We start from the raw sequence: 20,757 nt of genomic DNA, 5'->3' as shown, positions 1-20,757 counted from the left end.
CAACGTGACCACGGCGCCACTGCCCGACGATTCTGCTGCGGGCACCGCCGAGGACTCGCACTTCCCGGCGGGGGCGAAGCCGACCTTCGCCCCCGGCGCCCAGGTCCGCATCCGGGACGAGCAGTGGCTCGTCAAGTCGGTCACCGAGAGCCGCGACGGGCTGATGGTCGAGGTCAGCGGTGTCTCCTCGTTCGTCCGGGGCACGGACGCCGTGTTCTACCAGGGCCTCGACCAGATCGACGTGCTCGACCCGCGCAAGACCGACCTCGTCGAGGACGAGACCTCGAAGCACGCCAAGGCCCGCCTCTACCTGGAGGCGGTGATCCGCAAGACCGCGCTTCCGCAGACCGAGCACGGGCTCGCTCTGGCCGACTCGTTCCTGATGGACCGCCAGGAGCACCAGCTGCGCCCGGCCGAGCGGGCGCTGTCCATGCGCAATCCGCAGCCGCGGCTTCTGATCGCCGACGTGGTCGGGCTCGGCAAGACCCTGGAGATCGGCATCACCCTTGCGGAACTGATCCGGCGGGGCCGGGGCGAGCGCATCCTCGTCGTCACGCCGGCCCATGTCCTGGAGCAGTTCCAGCGCGAGATGTGGACCCGGTTCTCCCTGCCGCTGGTGCGACTGGACTCCACCGGCATCCAGCGCATCCAGCAGGAGATCCCCGCCGGGCGCAACCCCTTCGCCCATTTCAAGCGGGTGATCGTCTCCGTCGACACGCTCAAGTCGGCCACCTACGCGCACCACTTGGAGAACACCGCTTGGGACGCGGTGGTCATCGACGAGTCGCACAACCTCGTCAACAAGGGCACCCGGAACAACCGCCTCGCAGAGCGGCTCGCCAAGAACACCGACGCGCTGATCCTGGCCTCGGCGACCCCGCACAACGGCGAGGCCGAGTCCTTCGCCGAGCTGATCCGGATGCTCGACCCGGCGGCGATCGCCGACGTCAAGAACTACAAGGTCGCGGACCTCGACCACCTCTACATCCGCCGCACCAAGACCGACCGCGAGGTGCGTGACGGCCTGAAGGACAAGCCGTGGGCGGAACGCGGCCCGTCCCTTCCCGTCCCGGCCCCGGCCACGCCGAAGGAGGTGGCCGTCCTGGAGAAGCTGGCCGCCGAATGGACCCCCGGCGATCCCGCCCGCTCCTCGGTCTGCGCCGAGCCGATGGTGGCGTACGGCTTCCTCAAGGCGTTCCTCTCCTCCCACGTCGCCCTGCGCAAGTCGCTCGCCAACCGCCGTGCCTACCTGGAGCACCCGCGGCGCGCCGAGGCGGCTCCCAAGGCCCGCGAGGCGTTCACGGCGGAACACCGGGCCCTCGCCGAACTCGAAGCGCTCGTCGCGGAGTTCGAGGACAAGGACTCCGCCAAGCTGGACGCTCTGGTGGACACGCTGAAGAAGGAGCTCGGCGTCGGCCCGCGCTCCGAACGCCGGGTCGTGGTCTTCTCGGAGCGGATCGCCACGCTGGAGTGGCTCGCTCAGGTCGTCCCGGAGCGGCTGGGCTTCAAGGCGAAGCCGGCCCTGGCGGAGAAGGCGCGTCCCTGGAAGGCGTACGGCGGGGCGGTCGAGGTCATGCACGGCGACGCCACGAACGACGACCAGCAGCGGGAGATTGTCGACCGCTTCGGCCGCCGCGACGAGCCCGTACGGCTGCTGTTCACCGGCGACATCGCCTCCGAAGGCGTCAACCTGCACCACCAGTGCCACGACCTCATCCACTACGACCTGCCGTGGTCGCTCATCCGCATCGAGCAGCGCAACGGCCGAATCGACCGCTACGGCCAGGCCGTCAGTCCCGAGTTCCGCGCGATCACCCTGACCGCCGACGTTCCGTGGCGGCGCGACGAATCGACCGGAGAGCAGCTCACCCTCGACGACCGGCTGGTCGGTGTCCGGCTGCTAAGCCGCGAGGCGCAGGCCCACGAGATCGAGACGGGCGAGGGCTGCGCCGAGGCCGTCACCGGCCTGTACGACGCCAGGAAGGAGGACGACCGCCTGACCCGCGACCTCATCAAGGGCGGTACGGCGGAGCGCTCCATCCAGAAGTCCCGGCAGGAGGCGGGCGGCGTCCTGGCCGGCCTCCTCGCGAACGTCAACGCGCTGATCGCCGATCCGTCGGCCGCGTCGGCCGCCGCGGGGATCCCCCCGGTGGCTAAGGCGGACGTACCGCATCTGTTCGCCGACACCGAGGCGTACTTCCATGCCGCGATGGACCTGGTCTACCCGCAGGCCGAGCGCGAGGCCATGGGCTGGAAGCCCGTCACGGACCGGGGCCGCGTCGAGTTCACGCCGCCGGACGATCTCCAGTATCGGCTGCGCGCACTGCCCGCCTCGTACCTCGACCAGGAGAAGATCCTCACCACGTCCAAGTACGACGGCACGCTGAGCATCACCTTCAACCGGAAGTACGCGGCGGAGCGGCTCGAAGCGGCCCGCGACGCCAAGCGGGGAAAGACCGAGCAGACCGCGTCGCAGTGGCCGAACGTCTCCTACGTGTCCGACATCCACCCGGTCCTGGACTGGGTGACGGACAAGGTCCTCGCCAAGCTCAAGTACGACGAGGCGTTCGTCCTCGCCCATCAGCCGGACGCCGCCAGGGCCGCCCGGATCCACCCCGACCTGCCGGCCGCTCTGGGCGGCCCCGTCTACCTGCTGCAGGGCGTCCACTCCAACGCCGCCGGCACTCCGACCGTGGTCGAGTGGATGGCCGTCACCGGCCTCGACAGTGCCGACCCCCGGGTCTGGCGGATGGACTCGGCGTTCCTCGCCGCCTGCGGCGTCGGCCCGAACATGCCTGGACGCGACCGGATCCTCGACAAGGACGGCCTGAAGGCCCTCGTGCCGGCCGCCGTCGACGCGGCCGAGGCCCACCTGCGGGACCGCCGGGCCGAGTACGACCTGCTGATCGACGGCTACCTCGCCCCGTACGAGGACCGCGTCCAGACTTGGGAGCAGATCGCGCTGGAAGTCGCCGGTAACCACCACCGCCGCCGCGAGATGGTGGAAGACACCGCGACCGACCGCCGCGAGCTCGTCCGGCGGTTGCGTACTTCCGGCGATCCGATGATCCGGGTCCTCGCCGTCCTCGAACCCCTCTACTCCACCGCACCGACCGCCGCCCGCGCCGAGGAGTCCGCCCGATGAGCTACACCTTCGACTCCTTCGCCAACCGCGGAGAGTACCTCTCCGCCCACTACTTCAGCGAGGAACTGGAGAACACCCTCAAGAAGAAGTCGGCGGACGACGAGGGCCTGTTCACCCTGTGGACCTACCGCGAGACCGACCAGCACGACACGCAGTCCACCCCGCGTGAGCTGCTGCTCAGGCTGCACACCGAGTACGCCGGCCGGGTCCGGCCGATCCTCGCCGCTGACGACGACCCGGCGGGCGAGCGGGCCGAGCGCCTCGCCGCCTGGCACACCGGCCTGCTCGCCGCCCTCGGGTACGGCAGCTCGGACCGCGTGCTGCCGCTGCACAATGCCGGCCGCGCGTACGAACTCCCCGTCGCCTGGCACGGTGACGGAATCGTCGCCCTCGACTGCGGGTGGACCGACAGCCTCGACGACGCCCTCGACTCCGACGGCGCGGGCCGCCTGCTGGACCCCCTCAAGACGTCCGAGGGCCTGATCAGTACGGGTGAGAAGCTCGCCGGCTGGCTCTTCCAGAGCGAACTGCACGAGCCCGGCGGCGAGGCGCCGCGGTTCGTACTGCTGCTCTGCGGCGGCGTGATCGTCCTCGCCGACCGCACGACCTGGTCCGAGGGCCGGTACCTCGCGGCGAGCGTGGACGCGGCGCTGCTGCGCAACGACACCAAGAAGACCGGCGAGCTCGCCCTGCTCGCGGCACTCTTCTCCCACGAGATGTTGGCCCCCCGCCCGGACGGCAAGGGCCGCCGGATGGACGACCTTCTCAAGGCGTCCCGCGACAACGCAGTCGGTGTCAACTCCGAGCTGCGCAAGGGGCTCCAGCGCTCGGTCGAGATCATCGCCAACGAGGTGCTGGCCCGGCTCAAGGAACACGAGGTCACCCCGCGGCAGATCGAGGACCCGGAGCGGCACGGACCGTTCGCCAAGCAGCTGACCCGTGAGTCGCTTCGCTACCTGTACCGCATCCTCTTCCTGCTGTACGCCGAGGCCCGTCCCGAACTGGGCATCCTGCCCGCCGACGACTCCACCTACGAGGCGGGCTACTCCGTTGCCCGGCTGCGCGAACTGGTCTCCCGCGACAGGAAGCTGGTCGACGAGGAGAGCAAGAAGGGGTTCCACCTCTACGCCTCGCTCGACGTCCTGTTCAACAAGGTCAACTACGGCCACCGCCCGCACGGCACCGAGCCCGAGGACCACAAGGCCACGGGTGAACGCAGCGAACGGCGCGGTCTGCGCTTCGAGCCGCTGCGCAGCGAACTCTTCGACCCGAAGGCCATCACCCTCATCGGCCGGGGCATCCGCGACCCGCGCGTCGATGCCGACAGCGGCGCGGACGAGTTCCCGAAGTGGCTCGACCTGCGGCTGCGCAACGAGGCCCTGCACAAGGTCCTGCGCCTGCTCACCATGAAGGAGGCGAGCGCAAAGGGCCGGCAGGGCGGCTTCATCTCCTACCGCAACCTCGGCATCAACCAGCTCGGCGCCGTCTACGAGGGCCTGATGTCCTACACCGGCATCATCGACGACGAGCGGCTGCTGGCCGAGGTCGCCAAACCCGGTGCGAAGAGCGGCACCCAGCAGCACGGTGACCCCGAGAAGGGCTCCTGGCTCATCCCCGCGGACCGGCTGAGCGACTACCCGGCAAACACCCATGTGGTCTATTCGGCGCAGGACGCCGAACAGCACGGCCTCCGCGGCCCGAAGAAGTACGAGCCCGGCACCTTCGTCTACCGCCTCGCCGGACGCGACCGCGAGACCTCGGCGTCCTACTACACCCCCGAGTCGCTGACGAAGGTCACCGTCGAGCTGGCCCTGAAACACCGGCTCGACCAGAAGAAGGACGAGGACGGCAAGACCGTCCGGACCCGGGCGAGCGAGCTGCTCCGCTACACCATCTGCGAACCGGCCCTGGGCTCCGGCGCGTTCCTCAACGAGGCGATCAACCAGGTCGCCGAGGCGTATCTGAAGCGCCGCCAGGAGGAGCTGGGCCTCACCCTCGACACCTCGCAGGCGCTGGAGGCGAAGCAGAAGGTCAAGGCGTACATCGCCCTCCACAACGCATACGGCGTCGACCTCAACGCCACGGGCGTGGAACTCGCCGAGGTGTCGCTGTGGCTCAACACCATGCACCCCGGCATGCGCGCGCCCTGGTTCGGCCTGCACCTGCGGCGCGGCAACTCGCTGATCGGGGCGCGGCGTTGGGTGTACTCGGCCGAAGCCGTCAAGAAGGAGCGGACGGTCGCCGCGCAGGCGCCGACCAAGCTGCCGTTCCGGTCAGCGGAGGACGGCAAGAAGCAGCCGCTGCCGGACGGCGCGGTGCACCAGTTTCTGCTGCCCTCGCCCGCGTGGGGTGCGGTCCAGGACGCCGGCGGGGACGCGAGGAAGCTGGTCGAGCGGCTCGCTGGGGAACAGGTCGACGCTCTGAAGGCGTGGCGCAAGACGGTGATGACGAAGCCCAAGACCACTGGCGGCAAGGGTAGCCAGCTGGCCCGGCTCCAAGCCGTCGCGGAGCGGGTGGAGTACCTGTGGGGGCTCGTCGCCATGCGGCTGGAGCTGAGCGAGCGGGAGATTGCCCGCACGATAGACGTCTGGGGCGCCGACCGGCCGGAGGACGCCGAGGAGTACGCCTTCCTGCGCCGGGACAAGGAGAGTGCGGGCGGTGCGCTGCCGCTGACCAAGGAGCAGGTCTTCAAGGACCTGTTCGCGGCGGAGGGCTCGCCGTACTGGCGGCTCAAGCAGGTCATGGACGCCTGGTGCGCGCTCTGGTTTTGGCCGCTGGACAAGGTGGGCCTGCTGGACGGCTCTGATCCCGAGTACGCCACCGCGCCGGTTGTTGGTCTGGACGCACTGCTGTCCTCCGGTCTGGCGCCGGTCACGGGGGCTGCGGAGCCGGTCGCCGAACCTGAGGCGGAGCCCGCGTTCGTGGAGCACGGGCTGCTGTTCGCCTTGCCCGGTGACCAGTTGGCCTTTGGCGAGGGCGGAGACGACCTCGTCGAGCGGCGGGAAATCAAGAAGGCTGGCGCGTCGTCGTCCGGCCGCAAGGGCGGCGCGGGCGGGCCGGTGCGTCGCCGTGACGTCATCGCGCTGACCGGCCTCGACGACTGGCTCGCGTTCCTGGAGTCCATGGTCGGGACGGGTGAGGTGCCTGAGGGGACGTTCGCCACGTCCGTCGACTCCCTGACGAAGCTGAAGGACCTGGAGAAGCTGGTCGAGGCCGAGATGGGCATGGACGATGCCCGCCGAGCGGTCGAGACGCGGTACCCGTGGATGCGGACCGTCCGGGATATCGCGGCGGAACAGGGCTTCCTTCACTGGGAGCTGGAATACGCCGGGGTCTTTGCGGGGCCGTCCGGAGGGTTCGACCTTCAAGTCGGTAACCCGCCGTGGGTGCGGCCGGAGTGGAAGGAAGACCCGGTCCTCGCCGAGTCCGAGCCGTGGTTCGTGCTCACGGAGAAGCCGAAGGCCGAGGAGAAGGCCAGGCGGCGGGAGGTCGAGCTCGGGCAGCGGGAGGTGCAGGAGTACCTGCTGCGCGAGGTCACAAACACGATGACGATGGCCTCGTATCTGGCGTCCGCGCCGGCGTATCCGCTCGTTGCCGGTACTCGGCCCGATCTGTACCGCGCGTTCATGTGCGAGGTGTGGGATCACGCGGGCGTCGGCGGCACGGCGGGAATGGTGCACCCGGACACACACTTTGCTGGTGACAAGGAAGCGCGGCTGCGGGCTGCCGCCTACGCGCGACTGCGGGTGCACGGCGATTTCGTCAACGCGGGCAACCGGTTCTTCCCGCCGCCGGTGGGCCGGTCGAGCCACTTCGGCGTCCACGTCTACGGGAGCGAGAGGGAGATTGCCTTCGACTCGCTGTCCTGGCTGTTCACGGTCGATGCCCTGCGGATGTCAGCACTTGCTGATGCCGAGAAGGATGACGATGATCCCGGTGTGAAATACCGGGGCGACTGGGACGAGCGCCCGCACCCCAAGCGGGTCATCCGCGTTACCCCGGACACCCTGCGACGTTGGCAGCGCCTCGCCGGAGATTCGGGGCCGGTGGAGCACACCCGCCTGCTCACGCCGGTGAGTACCGCCGAGGACCCGGCGATCGACGCACTGGGCCTATACCCTATACGGCTCGGGGAGCTGCGGCCTGATGTGACCCAGGGGTATAACGAGACGAACTCCAAGAGGCGGTCCTACGGGCCGGACAAGAACGTGCGGCTCATCGACTACAACACCGGGGTCGATGGCCAAGAGGACTACCAGGCGGAATCCTGGGAGGATGTCATCCTCAAGGGCCCGCAGATCGGCGTCGCCAACCCGATGTTCAAGCAGCCCAGCCAGGGCGGCGGCGAGACACGCGGCCTCGACCTGCGGGAGCTCGCGGACGACGCGGTGCCGGAGTCAGAGTACCGGCGGGTGGCGCCGATCCACGTGTTCCGGGGAGAGCAGGACCACTGGACCGACTGGGACCGCTACGAGGAGCTGCTCGGTTCGGAAGAGGAACGGGCGTTGGTACGGCTGGCGGTTGCTGAGAAGCGGAAAGTGGAGCCCGAGGAAGTCGCAGAGGCGGAGATTGCGGAGGTTCTACGGGACAAGGCCGGTGCGCCATACAGCGGATGGTACCGCCTGGCGTGGCGCCAGATGATCGCGCCTGATACAGAGCGCGCCCTCTATTCGGCGTTGCTGCCACGTGGAGTGGCGCATGTAGACAACGTTCAGAGCATGCGTGTCGGCAGAAGCCAGAACCTAACCGCATTGGTTAGCGGGATGTGGGCTGCCCTCCCGGTGGACTACCTGCTTCGGATCACCGGCGTCGGTCACCTGCGCATCGGTGCGGCTAGTAGTCTTCCGGCGCCTCAGCCCGACCATCCCCTCGCTCCCGCGCTCCTTCTCCGTACCCTTCGCCTGAACGTCTTGACCACTGCCTACGCTGACCTCTGGGAAGAGCTCTACGACCCCAGCTGGCCCGGCTACGAGCCGTGGGCGATCGAGTGGCCGGGCATGAAGACCGAGCTGCACGCCGTAAGCCCGTCCTGGCAGCGGGAAACGCCCCTCCGCACCGAGTACGCGCGCCGTGCCGCGCTCGTCGAGATCGACGCGCTCGTCGCCGTCTGGCTCGGTATCGATGCCGATACGCTCGTCGCGATGTACCGGGCCCGCTTCCCGATCATGCAGGACTTCGACCGAGTGACCTGGTTCGACGCCAACGAACGCAAGATCGCTGGCGACCGCTACACCTACGGCTTCGACCAGACCAAGGAGCACTGGCAGCAGTTCGAGGCCCACCAGGGGGACCCCGCGGCGAACCCCGTCCCCGATGGTTACGCCGCGCCCTTCTACAAGGCCGACCGCGAAGCGGAGATGCGACGCGCCCACGCCCACTTCACCGAGCGCCTGAACGACGCAGTGGCCAAAAACCTGTGGGACCCGACGACGATGGAGGTCCCGAAGCCGTGAGGCCGACCCTCGAAGCACAGGGACTCAAGGAGAGCCTGCTCCAGTACCTCTCCACCACCTACGGCCTGGCCGACGAGGGTGCTCGCAAGGCGCTGCACACCTTCCTTGGGGACGAGGCCACGGGCATGTTCCGTGGCCCGTACCTGCGCCTGCGCACGCCGTTCACGCGCGCCGAGGACGGCTGGCAGCAGCACCTGGACTGGCACCGCGCCGGCGGCTGGTCCCCGTACGCGCACCAGGCGCGCGCCTTCGCGAGGCTCACCACGAAGGACGGGCACACCCCGCAGCCGACTCTGGTCACCACCGGCACCGGCTCCGGCAAGACGGAGTCTTTCCTCTACCCGGTGCTCGACCACTGCGCCCGCGAGCGCGCTGCCGGGAACCGCGGTGTCAAGGCCGTCTTCCTGTACCCGATGAACGCCCTCGCCACCGACCAGGCGGGACGGATCAACGACCTGCTGGACGCCGAGAAGGACGTGCTCACGGGAGTCCGCGCCGGTCTGTACATCGGCGACAAGGCGGCGACGCACTACGACTACGTCTACACCCGCCGCCAGGACATGCAGCTGTCCCCGCCCGACATCCTGATCACCAACTACAAGATGCTGGACCTGCTGCTGCAGCGTTCTGCGGACGCCCCGCTCTGGGACGGCAGCGACATCCGCTACGTCGTCGTGGACGAGTTCCACACCTACGACGGCGCGCAGGGCACCGACGTGGCGATGCTGCTGCGTCGCCTGGCCTCCGCAGTCGGGGCGACGCAGCCTGGCCGTCCGCTGGGGACGATCACTCCGGTCGCCACCTCCGCGACCCTCGCGTCCGGCACCGACGCGGACGGGGTGCGCCAGCTGCTCGACGTCGCCGCGCACGTCTTCGGCACCGAGTTCACCGAGGATGCCATCGTCGGCGAGGACCGGCTCACGGTCGACGGGTTCATGCTCGACGAAGCGGCCCCAGACGCCAGGTTCCTTCCCGGCCGGGTGCCCCCGCCCGAAGCGCTCACCACGCTTCCCGACCCCGCCTCGGGCTCGGCGGCGCTGGCCGCGTTCGCCGAGGCCGTCACTGGGAGCCGGTTCGACGCGTCCGGCCCGATCGATGTCCGGGAACTGGGCGCGGCGCTCAAGCGGAACCGGCTCACCTACGCCGTCCTGTCCGCGTTCGACGGCTCGGTGCGCACGTACGACGAGGTCCTGGACGTCATGCGGCGCAGCGGGGCCGCGAGTTGGGACGAGGCGATCACGACCCGGCCGGAGGTGGCGGCCGTCGCGCTGGCGCGGTTCGTCGCCCTGCTGTCCGTCGCCCGGGATCCGGACGAGCCCGCCGGGACCGGCCGTCCGCTGGTGCAGGTGGAGGTGCACCAGTGGGCGCGGTCGGTGACGCGGATGCTGCGCGGTGTCCAGCCCTGGCCGCAGGCATCCTTCGCGTGGGACGCGGCCGGGGCGCAGGCGCAGCCGCGGACGACGCCGGACACCACTGGTCCCCGCGAGACCAGGTTGTTCCTGCCGGCTGTGTACTGCCGCGAGTGCGGTCGCTCCGGCTGGTCGGTGCTGGCACCCGAGTCGGACGACGAGGAGCTGAGCTTCGAGTCCCACAAGATCCGACGTGCTTCGGTGACCGCTGACAAGGCGAAGATCCGTGCCCTGATCGCGGCCACCGACAAGGAGGCTATGGAGGGAAGTGGCCGGGCCGCGATGGACCGGGCGGCCCAGCGGTCGCTGACCACCGGAGGTGCGGGCGTCCTGATGGTGCTGGACGGCCCCGACCGCCGGCTGCGGCTGCCGGATCCGATCGACGACTACACCGCCGAGGGCGATCCCCGACCGCGAGGCGCGGATGCGGCGTTCGTCCTCGTTCAACTGGGCGAGCGCGCCGAGCGCGCGGCACAGGACGACTGGTGCCCGGCCTGTGGCACCCACAACGCGATCCGCTTCCTCGGTACTGGTGCCGCCGCGCTCGCCGCCGCCTCCGTCACTCAGCTGTTCACCGGCGGCGAGATGGACAAGAAGCAGCGTGAGACCAAGACGTTGATGTTCAACGACTCAGTGCAGGACGCCGCGCACCGGGCCGGCTTCGTCGCTTCCCGTTCCTACACGTTCTCCCTGCGCGCCCTGTTCACCAAGCACTTGAACGAGCACCGGCCCACCGCGCTCAACGACCTGGTGGCCGACGTGGTCGAAGCCACCACCGACCGTGAGACCCTGGCCGCCGTTGTCCCGCCCGATCTGCATGACGACGCGGGGGTGGCCCGCCTGCTGTCGGGTGCCGGCCGTGGCGGGGACAAGCGGACCTGGGACTTGATCGGCGAGCGGTTCGCTTTCGAGGCGGTGATGGAGTTCGGCCACCGCTCCCGCAACGGTCGCACCCTCGAACTCACCCGCACCGCCGCGGCCTTCGCCGAGATCCCCGACGCGCCCGCCGCGATCGCGCTCGTCCGCACGGCCCACGAGGAGACGGCGGACCGAGGCATTGCCATCGTCGAGTACGACGACGACCGCTACCTCGCCTTCCTGCGGGGCTTCCTCGACCGGATGCGCACCCGTGGCGCAATCGGTCACCGCTGGCTGGGGAAATACCTCGACGAGGCGGGGACCAGCCGGTTCTTCATCTGGGGTGGCCGCCCGCCCGGCATGAAGGCCTTCCCCAAGGGCGTCTCCGCCCCGGCCTTCCTGCTCGCCAAGCCGAAGCCCAACAGTGAGTTCGACGTCGCGGCTGGGCGCCTGTCCTGGTACGAGACGTGGGCGCAGCGCTGCCTCGGCCTGACGCGCGAGCAGGCGGACGAGTTCTGGCTCCGCCTGCTGCCGCGGCTCGCCGACGCCGGACTGCTCGCGGTCCGTACGCCGGGCGACTCGGCGGCCCGGATCTACGGACTCCAGCCCGGCGCCGTGCAGATCCAGTTGCTCTCCGACGAGCAGGTCAACAGCGCGTACGTGCGTTGCCCCAAGTGCTTCTGGGAACAGACCGTGCACCCGTCGCTGCTGGCCCAGTACCACGACCAGCCCTGCCGCGCGTACCGCTGTGCCTCCGGGCGGCTCGTCGCCGGCGACCGCTGGCAGGAGACCATCGACCGGCACGACCGCGACCGGGACTACCGCGACGACTACTACCGGGGCCTCTACCGGCGGGCCGGCACCTTCCAGGTGATCACCGCGGAGCACACCGGACTTCTTTCCCGAGCGAAGCGCGAACGCGTCGAGGCGGCGTTCCGCAAGGGTGAGGGCTTCAACGACCCCAACGTGCTCTCCTGCACCCCGACCCTGGAGATGGGCATCGACATCGGCGACCTGTCGGCCGTCGTGCTCGGGGCCCTGCCACGCCGTCCCGCCAACTACACCCAGCAGGCGGGCCGGGCCGGCCGCCGTACCGGCAACGCGTTCCTGCTCACCATCCCGGACCGCTCGCGCCGCGACCTGTACTTCCTGGACCGGCCGCGCGACATGATCGACGGAGAGATCGTGCCGCCCGGCTCGTACCTGTCGGCCGTCGAGATCCTGCGCCGCCAGTACACCGCCCACCTGCTCGACCTCGCAGCCCGCGGACGGCTGCTGCGCGAGGACGGCAGGCCGCTGGCCGCGCTGCCGCGCCGGGTGGACGAACTGTTCGGCCCGTCCGGGTACCTAGAGGACTTCGCCGCCGCCGCCCTCGCCAACGGCGAGGAACTGGTCCGCGGTTTCCTCGACCTCTTCCCGTCCGGCGTCAGCGAGAACGCCCGGGCCGAACTAACGAAGTACGCGACGCGCCGCCTGCGCAGCGCGGTCGAGCGTGCTGAGCGGACCTGGGAGCGCGAGAGCCAGAAGCTGCGCGACCGCATCCGTATGATCCGGTCGGCCATCGACGAGCTGAAGGACGGCGACGAGGAACAGGCCCGGACGAAGGCCGAGTTGGAGGCCGAGGCGCGGGCACTGTCGAAGAAGGGCGGGGCCCGGCTGCGCCAGCCCGCCCAGAGCGTCCTGTGCGATCTCGGGCTGCTCCCGAACTACGCACTGATCGACTCGACGACCACCTTGTCGGCCACGCTCTACTGGTCGGAGGGGAAGGCCGGCACAGGGCAGGAGCAGTACAAGTCGAAGTCGTACATCTACGAACGGCCGCGTTCCTTCGCCATCGCCGAACTCGCGCCCGGCAACACCTTCTACGCGGAGGGCTACAAGCACCGCATCACCGGCATCGACATCGTCACGGGCGAGGAACAGGACTGGCGCTACTGGCGGTTCTGCCCTTCCTGCGGCCACGTGCGCACGCACAACGCCGAGCACGACATCTCACCCTGCCCACGCTGCGGGGACGCCGGCATCGCCGACTCCGGCAGCCTGTGGCAGATCGTCCAGCCGACCACGGTCACCGCCCGCGCCAAGCGCGAGGACGCCCGCATTGGAGACGAGAGCGACGACCGTGACCGGCGGTTCTACAGCGTCGTCGACATGGTCGATATCGCACCCGGCGACTTCGTGGCCAGGACCTCCTGGCGGCATACCAGTCAGGTGTTCGGTGTCGACTACACGCGGCGGGCCGTGATCCGCCGGGTCAACGTCGGGCCGCTCAGGATCGGCGCCCAGGAGGGCGACCAGCTCGCCGGGCGGCCCGTACGGATCGCGTCCTTCCAGGTGTGCACCGCATGCGGCGCGGCGAGCGCGGACGGGCAACCGGTGTTCGACGACGACCGCGACGCCGTCGACATCTCTGCCAACCGCCAGCGCGCCCTCAAGCACCACACGCCCTGGTGTCCCCACCGGCGCGGCACGAAGACGGTGCCGCAGGAACAGGTACTGCTCGCCCACGAGTTGGAGACCGAGGCGCTGCGCATCCTGCTCCCCGCGGCGACCGTTCTGGTCGACGAGAAGGTGTACTCCTTCCAGGCCGCCCTGCGGCTCGGCGTCGACCGTGCCTTCGGCGGCGACCCGCAGCACCTTGACTCCTGCCTCGCCACCATGCCCGATCGTGACACCGAGGAGACGAGGCACTTCCTCGTCCTCTACGACCGGCTTCCGCACGGCACCGGCTACCTCGACCGGCTCACCACCCCGGCCGCCTTCCGCCAGGTCCTGGAAGACGCGCGGACCGTGCTCGTCGACTGCCCGTGCGTCCAGGAGAACCGGCCCGCCTGTCACCGCTGCCTGTACCGCTACACCGAAGAACGGCGCATCGAGACCGTGTCCCGGCAGGCGGCGCTGGAGATCCTCGACGACCTCCTCGGCCGGAACACCGACGCCTGGACCACCCAGGAGGTCGGCAACACCGACCAGATCGGGCTGGACGGACAGGTCGAGTCCGATCTCGAGGCACGCTTCCTCACCGTGCTGCGGGCCTGGGCCGAGAAGCGGGACAGCGACGCTTCGCTCGACGAGAGCGGTGACAACAGCGGGTACCTCCGACTCAAGGACTCGACCACGGTTCACGGCTGGCGCCTCACCGCGCAGCGCAGCGAGGGCTTCACCCGCACCGACTTCACCTTCGAACGCACCGAAGGCCCCAAGCGGAAGGTGACGGTGTACCTCGACGGCCGCCGCTTCCACGCCTCCCGCCGCCACAATCGGCTCGCGGGTGACGCGGACAAGCGAAACCGGCTGCGAGCGAAGGGGCGTGCCGTCTTCCAGCTCACGTGGGACGACCTGGCCGCATTCGAACAGCAGATAGGCGTGCACAAGGGGGACCGCGATGCAGCCGACCCAGTGTGGCCGCCGTACGAGCACAGCGCCCGAGCGGTGGCCAAGCAGCTGCATGCCGACCACTGCGAGGACGACCTGGACTCGACTGCCTTCCTCGACCCGATGAGCCAGCTCCTCGCCTACCTGCGCAGCCCCGATGACGCCGCCTGGGGCAGGCGGGCCGCATCCGTCGTAGGCGGACTGCTCGGTGCCAACCCCATGGCGCTCGTCGGCAACGGCTCTGCGGAGGAGGCACACCGGACGCTGGGGACGCTCCTTGAAGCCTGGGGGCGGACCGGCGGCATCGACCCGGCCCCTGTGACCGGGGGCGGGACGGTCAACCTGTTCCAGGCCAGCGACCGGTCCGGACTGCCCGTCGCCTTCATGGTTGATGGCACCACCGGTCGCTGGACGGCGCTGGTGTGCCTCGACGACACGGAGACCGACCAGCTCGGTACCCCCGAGCACAAGGCAAGGTGGCGAGCCTGGCTCCAGTGGTCCAACCTGCTGCAGTTCCTCACCCACGCCGGTGGCGACGGCGTCCAGCTCACCACCTCCAGCGCCGGCCTGTTCGACCTCGGCATGCTCAAAGCATTCGGCGGGATCGGCGAACTCGAATCCCTGGTCGTCCAGTACGGCGAGGGCGAGCGGGCACAGCAGCCCACAGCGGCCGAACCGCTGGACGAGACCCCGCTCGAGGCCGCCCTGCGGGACCTGCTGTGGGACCGGGAGATCCTCGGTTACCTGGACGAGGATGAACCCGACGCTCCGCTCGCCCGCCTCGCCCACGCCTTGGCCGACCGAGGCAAGCGGGCACCCGTTTACGGCTACGAACTCGGTGACCGCGGCTGGCTCGCCGACCTCGTCTGGGCCGACGAGGGGCTGCGGATCGCCATCATGGCCGGGCCGTACGACGGCGACGACGAGGAGAACCACAGGACCTGGCAGGCCTACCGCGACGCGGACTTCACCGTACGCTCCGCTGACGAATGGCTCGACCGGCTCGACGACCTGCTCGCCGCCCTCCCTGATGCCACTGACCGCCCCGACTCCGCCTCCGACTCCCACGAACCGAGTGCCGCACGATGACAGCACGCCTGAGCCTCTATCAGAAGGCCGAGAACGAGCTCTACAAGATGGACTCGTCGGTCAAGACGAAGTTCTACGACTTCTGCCACCTGTTCCGGAACGATCCGGGGCACCCTAAGCTCGACCTCAAGCCGCTTAAGGGCGACCGCCGCATCTACCACGCCAAGATCGACCCCTCGTACCGCGCCCTCCTGGCTCCCGCCGGCGTGGGCCCGGACGGCGTCGAGCAATGGCTCGTCGTTGCCGTGCGGCACCGCAAGCACGTCTACGAAGAGCTCAGCGTCGCCATTAACCGGGTCACCGGCGAAATCGAATTCGTCGACCTCGGCGTCGTCGGCCAGAGCGTGCTCAAGCGGGCAGGCATCCAGCTCACGCCCGACCCGGCGGAGCGGGTTCCGCTGGAGGCCGCTGCTGTACGCGAGCCCGTTGCCGTACCCGAGTTTGCCGCCGTTTCGACCCCTGACGCCGAACCGTCCGCGGTGCCGCTGCTCGCCGCCTGCACCGCCGACGACCTCCGCCGTCTCGGCGTCGCGGAAGCCCTGGTCGAGGTGTCCCTCCTGGTCACCAGCGACGACGAACTCGACCAGCTCGTCGCCGGCGCACCGCGCCTCACCGCCGAAGTGCTCACTGGCCTGGGCGCCGGCATGAGCGTCGAGGAGGTGGAGAACGAGATCACCCGGCCCGCCGCCACGGTCCTCGAACCAGGTTTCGAGGACGACATGGGCGCCGCCCTCATCCGTACCGCCGTCACCACTGTCGACGACGACCTTCGCAACGTGCTCGCCGAGGGTGACTTCCGGGCCTGGAAGGTCTACCTCCACCCCACGCAACGCAAGATCGTCGAGCGGAACTACAGCGGTGCGGCCCGGGTCAGCGGAGGCCCCGGCACTGGCAAGACCATCGTCGCGCTGCACCGCACCGCCCGGCTCGCCGCCCAGCTCCAGCCTGGCCGGGACAAGCCGATCCTTCTGACCACCTACACCAAGAACCTCACCGCTGACCTCCGGTCCCGGCTCAGCTCGCTGATCACCCCTGACCTGCTCGCCCGCGTGGACATCAAGCACATCGACATCCTCGCCCAGGGCGTCCTCAATGAAAACAGCGCCGCCGGCGCCCAGCGCTCGCTCATCGGCGACGCCCAGGCAAAGGAAGTCCTCGGCGAGATCCTCTTCGAGCATGACCCGCAACGGCGCTGGGACACGGAATTCCTCTTCGACGAGTGGGAACAGGTGATCCTGGGCCAGTCGCTCGCCACCCGGCAGGACTACTTCAAGGCCCGGCGCCCGGGCATGGGCCGCGCCCTCACCCGCCCCGAACGCGGAAGCGTCTGGCAGCTGCTGGAACAGTTCACCCTGCGCCTGAACAGCATGAAGCGCGAAACCTGGGCGCAGTCCGCGGAACGGGCCGCGCGCTACGAGATGGAGCGCGCCCGCAAGATCCGGGAGCGCGCCGACCGCAAGGCAGAGATCGGGGGCGGAGACCTGAAGCACCTCGACGACAACAGCTCCGCGATCCGCTACCTCCGTCACCGCTACCAGCACATCGTCGTCGACGAGGCCCAGGACCTCAGCGCCGCCCACTGGAAGATGCTGCGCGCGATGGCCGCCCCTGGTCCGAACGATCTCTTCATTGCCGGGGACACCCACCAGCGGATCTACGACCGCCAGGTCACCCTCTCCACCGTCGGGATCAACATCCGGGGCAAGGCCTCCAAACTGACCCTGAGTTACCGCACAACCCAGGAGATCCTCGACCAGGCCGCCAAGGTCGTCGGCGACTCCACCTACGACGACCTCGACGACGGCACCGAGAACCTCAGCGGCTACCACTCCCTGCTTCGGGGCCCGGCACCGGAATTCGTCGCCTGCATGGACTGGGACGACGAGATCACCCGGCTCGCCGCCAGACTGAAGCTGTGGCGCGAGGAGATCACCCGCCCCGGCGAGGACGGCACCGTTCGCGACCCCAGCGGCGCCATGGCCGTTTGCGTTGCAGACGGCGACATGGCCGGCCGCGTCGCCGCCGATCTCTCACTGAAGCACGGCATCACCACCGCGACCCTCACCAAGGACGGTCCGCAAGGCGGTGGCGAGGTACACATCGGCACCATGCACCGGTTCAAGGGCCTGGAGTACCAGAAGCTTGCCATCGTCGGCGCAAGCGACGGCATCCTGCCGCGCACGGCACTGATCGAGAAGTTCGCGCACACCGACTCCAAGCGCTACGAGCGGGAACTGAAGCAGAGCCGCAACCTGCTTTTCGTGGCCGCGACCCGTGCCCGCGACGCACTACTGATCTCCTGGCACGGTGCCCCCAGCCCGTTCCTGCCGATCCACTGAGCGCTCAGCACCGACCGGGGCAGCGGCACCTCCTACGCACTCAACCAGTCCGCCCGCGACGTCCTGCTCGGCACCGACCCGCCGGTCAAACTTACCCGCCGAGCCACCCAGCAACTCGCCCACGTGCGGGAGCAGAACGTCGACACCGTCCACCCCGGGGGCACCGTCATCACCCGAGCCGGCGACGACATCCGCTGGTGGACCTGGGCCGGCTACCGCGCCAACGCCACCCTCGCCGGCCTCACCGACGAACGCCAGCGCTTCTCCGACGAATACCTGCGCCTACGCACCGACCTCACCCCGCAGATGTGGAAGACGGCAGCGGCGGACGCCGTCTCACGCCTGTGCCTGCCCGACATCGACGTGAAAGCCATGCGCGGCCTGAAGCTCCACGAGGCCCTCCCGGAACGCCTGGCCATGGCCACACTCGCGACCAGGATGGCGGACCTCGAATCGGCGAAAGCCGTCCTGTCCGAACCAGTCAGGTTTTCGCTCCGAGCAGAGTGAACTCGACCGTTCCACCAGGACGCGACGTGCGGGACCCGCGGTGCTGGCCTACCCATTTGGATTGTGGGCCGCTTCCAAGTCGACTTCTACTGGCTCGGGCACCGACCGGCAGGAGGATTCAGCTGCCGAAAATAATCGTTTGACAGTTCGAATATGACGTATTGTCAGACCCTCCCTCTAGCTTGGCCCTCGTGTCGGCCATCTACGGAAGGGGGCCCTGCCAGTGTTCTTCGAGGAACCGACTGCGGCCTACGAGAGCCTGACCGCACGGATGAAAGCGCTGGCTGTGGTTCGCCCGATCGTCGGCCTCGACTCCAGCAAGGCGAAGACTGAGCGAGGCTGGCACGGCTACCGGCTCGCAGAACTGGCTCTGGCGGCCGTCGACTTCGTCGCTCTGAGCAGCGACATGGGCACGATGGTTCGCCAGGAGGCCGTGGCTAAGGAAGTCGCACGATACGCGGCTCTGCAGGTGCCCGAAGGGACAGAGAGCGAGCGTGAGGCCGTTGGTACGTGGATCACCGAGCGACTGATCAACGTCGAGGAGCGTGACCGTGCGTTCCGACAGCCCATCGGCACCCTCGACGAAGAAGGCTTCTCCGTAAGGGACTTCCCGTTCCAGATCCTCAGGGAGGTGCCCGACGAGGTCGGGCGTGCCGCACTGGTGGTGACCGAGGCCGCGATCAATGTCCTCCTCCACGCGATCGACATCGACGTCGCATCGGCGCAGATCGCGGCCGAGGCCCGACTGACTGCGATGCTGAAGCGGGCCCGCATCGAGGACGCGTTGCAGGCGGCACTGCACGCCCGCCGACAGAGCTTGCGCTACGCGAAGCAGCTCACCGACTGGAGGGCCGCCATGCAGCGCAGCGTACGCGCCATCAGCTGGGCGGACCAGGTCGACGAGGAGGTCGAACTCGCCCTCGAGCATGTCAAGGCGCGCTCCGATGCCGAGACTGCCATGCAGCAGCGGGCGGGCGAGCTGCTCGCAATCACCGAGGACGAGCAGAAGCGCCAGCAGCTGATCGATCTGGGCGCCGTGCTCGCCGACTGCCTCGACCGCCACGCGGGGCTCACCACCTTGCTGATGGAGCTCGGCTCGGAGTTCCGCCGACAGCAGGACCGGCAGGTGTTCGTCGTACCCGCGCTGCACACACGGGTTCACCTCGAGGACCAGCTGCTGCGGCCGGTCCTCGAGCTGCCGATAGACACTGCGATCGGGCCGCTGGCGGCCTTCACCCGCGCGGCCTTCGGCTCCAAGCGCCCGCACGTGCTCTACCTCCCCGACTTCTTCGCCGCACTGTGCCGGGTCACCGAGATTCAGCCTTTGGAGCCGGCTGTGGTTCAAACCGATCATGAATGGGACGAATCAGCCGACGAACCTCTGTTCACCGCAGAACAGGAGCAGGACGTGGCAGACATCCTCGCCGGCGTGCCGGCGGCGGGGGTACGCCTGTCCTCGCTCCTGCAGCAAGCACGGCTCAACCCGCCAGGCGCGAGCCAGCGGTGGGGGACCGATCAGCTGGTCGCGCTACGTGTCCAGGAGCTCTTCCGCAACATCCCCGTCTCCCGGCTGGCCGAAGGGAGGGAGTCGGTTGTGGCGATCGACGACGGCGTGGAGCTGGATGACCAGCGGTTCGGAGGATCTGACTTCCTCGTGCTGAGCGTGCGGGCCGACCCGGCCAACGCCACGGGAGGTCCGCCCGCAGCCCGTCCTATTCCCTCGCCCCGCCGTCCCGGCGCCCCTGCACCCATGAAGGACCAGGTATGACGAACGATGACGTGGCGGACGCCACCCGCATGATCGCTATGGCCCTGGGCCGCGGCAGAGTGCCGGCGCGATCGAGCGAGTACGCGAGACTCGTCCAGCGGTACCACCGAGACCCTGACTATGCCCGCATGGTGCACATGGCGGCGAAGGGCTTCGATTTGACGGTCCTGGGTGTCGACCACCGCTCAGGACTCATCCTGGGCACCACCGCGGAGAGCTCACTGTCCTTGTCGGTCACCGAGCTGGTGCCCAATACCGGGGACCGGCCGTTGTATCTGCTCGCCCAACTCGCCATCGCTACGCTTACGTTCCCCCGGCCGCAGGACCTGGACGACGACGAGTTCGTGGGCCGTGTCACCGTCAGCGCCGTCGACGACTACGTGCGCGAACACGCTCTGGCGATCGAGCAGCGCATCAACGCGGCCGGTGAGGACCAGGACCCGCCGACCGGCCAACCGGGGCTGGAAGCCCTGTGGCGTGCGTACCTGCGGCGCAGCGCCACGGGCAGGACCAAGGGCGACAACGAGCCGTTCGGATCCAGCCGAAAGATCGTCGAGCGGGCGCTTAAGCACTTGGTCGATTACGGCTTCATGCACAAGGTGCCAGGCGATGGCGAGGGCACATACGTCACGCACGTGAAGTACCGCGTGCAGATCCGCGAGCTCGCGGCCGGCGAGATGCTCAAAGAACTCGCGGCTCTGGGCATCTCCCGCCTGCCGAGCAGTGACCTCGGACGCAAAACCGGTGATCCCGCCCCTCCAACGCCCGGCGCACCTGGTCCCACGCCCGCCGCAACCCTCGCTGACTGACCCCA

7 protein-coding genes are annotated in these 20,757 nt (G+C 69.1%); all 7 read left to right on the top strand.

The window, feature by feature from the left end:
• Window positions 1–4 precede the first annotated feature (4 nt).
• Complete coding sequence (locus VM95_RS00870) at window positions 5–3,145, top strand: DEAD/DEAH box helicase (protein WP_045691954.1); 3,141 nt, start codon at window positions 5–7, stop codon at window positions 3,143–3,145.
• Entirely contained in the window at window positions 3,142–8,598 is a 5,457-nt protein-coding gene (locus tag VM95_RS00865) for a hypothetical protein (RefSeq protein WP_045691953.1), read from the top strand. The genes VM95_RS00870 and VM95_RS00865 overlap by 4 nt, the downstream gene beginning before the upstream one ends.
• A complete protein-coding gene (locus VM95_RS00860) occupies window positions 8,595–15,329 on the top strand; it encodes a DEAD/DEAH box helicase (RefSeq protein ID WP_045691952.1) in 6,735 nt (2,244 codons plus the stop codon). The genes VM95_RS00865 and VM95_RS00860 overlap by 4 nt, the downstream gene beginning before the upstream one ends.
• Window positions 15,326–17,668: a UvrD-helicase domain-containing protein gene (locus tag VM95_RS00855; RefSeq protein ID WP_045691951.1), complete on the top strand. Its 2,343-nt coding sequence runs from the start codon at window positions 15,326–15,328 to the stop codon at window positions 17,666–17,668. The genes VM95_RS00860 and VM95_RS00855 overlap by 4 nt, the downstream gene beginning before the upstream one ends.
• Window positions 17,669–17,791: 123 nt before the next feature.
• Entirely contained in the window at window positions 17,792–18,175 is a 384-nt protein-coding gene (locus VM95_RS00850; RefSeq protein ID WP_045691950.1) for a hypothetical protein, read from the top strand.
• Window positions 18,176–18,398: 223 nt separating this feature from the next.
• The gene (locus VM95_RS00845; RefSeq protein ID WP_045691949.1) at window positions 18,399–19,943 is read left to right on the top strand and encodes a hypothetical protein; all 1,545 of its coding nucleotides are present in this window, start codon (window positions 18,399–18,401) and stop codon (window positions 19,941–19,943) included.
• Complete coding sequence (locus VM95_RS00840) at window positions 19,940–20,752, top strand: hypothetical protein (protein ID WP_045691948.1); 813 nt, start codon at window positions 19,940–19,942, stop codon at window positions 20,750–20,752. The genes VM95_RS00845 and VM95_RS00840 overlap by 4 nt, the downstream gene beginning before the upstream one ends.
• Window positions 20,753–20,757 lie beyond the last annotated feature (5 nt).

It is taken from the genome of Streptomyces rubellomurinus, from assembly GCF_000961885.1.
In the GTDB taxonomy this organism is placed as follows: domain Bacteria; phylum Actinomycetota; class Actinomycetes; order Streptomycetales; family Streptomycetaceae; genus Kitasatospora; species Kitasatospora rubellomurina.
Note: the sequence above shows the minus strand (reverse complement) of the source record. Positions and strands in the feature narration are given on the sequence as shown.

Excerpts from the sequence above, each read along its gene's own strand:
- VM95_RS00865 (WP_045691953.1), top strand. The coding sequence starts at position 3,142 with ATGAGCTACACCTTCGACTCCTTCGCCAACCGCGGAGAGTACCTCTCC.
- VM95_RS00855 (WP_045691951.1), top strand. The coding sequence starts at position 15,326 with ATGACAGCACGCCTGAGCCTCTATCAGAAGGCCGAGAACGAGCTCTAC.
- VM95_RS00840 (WP_045691948.1), top strand. The coding sequence starts at position 19,940 with ATGACGAACGATGACGTGGCGGACGCCACCCGCATGATCGCTATGGCC.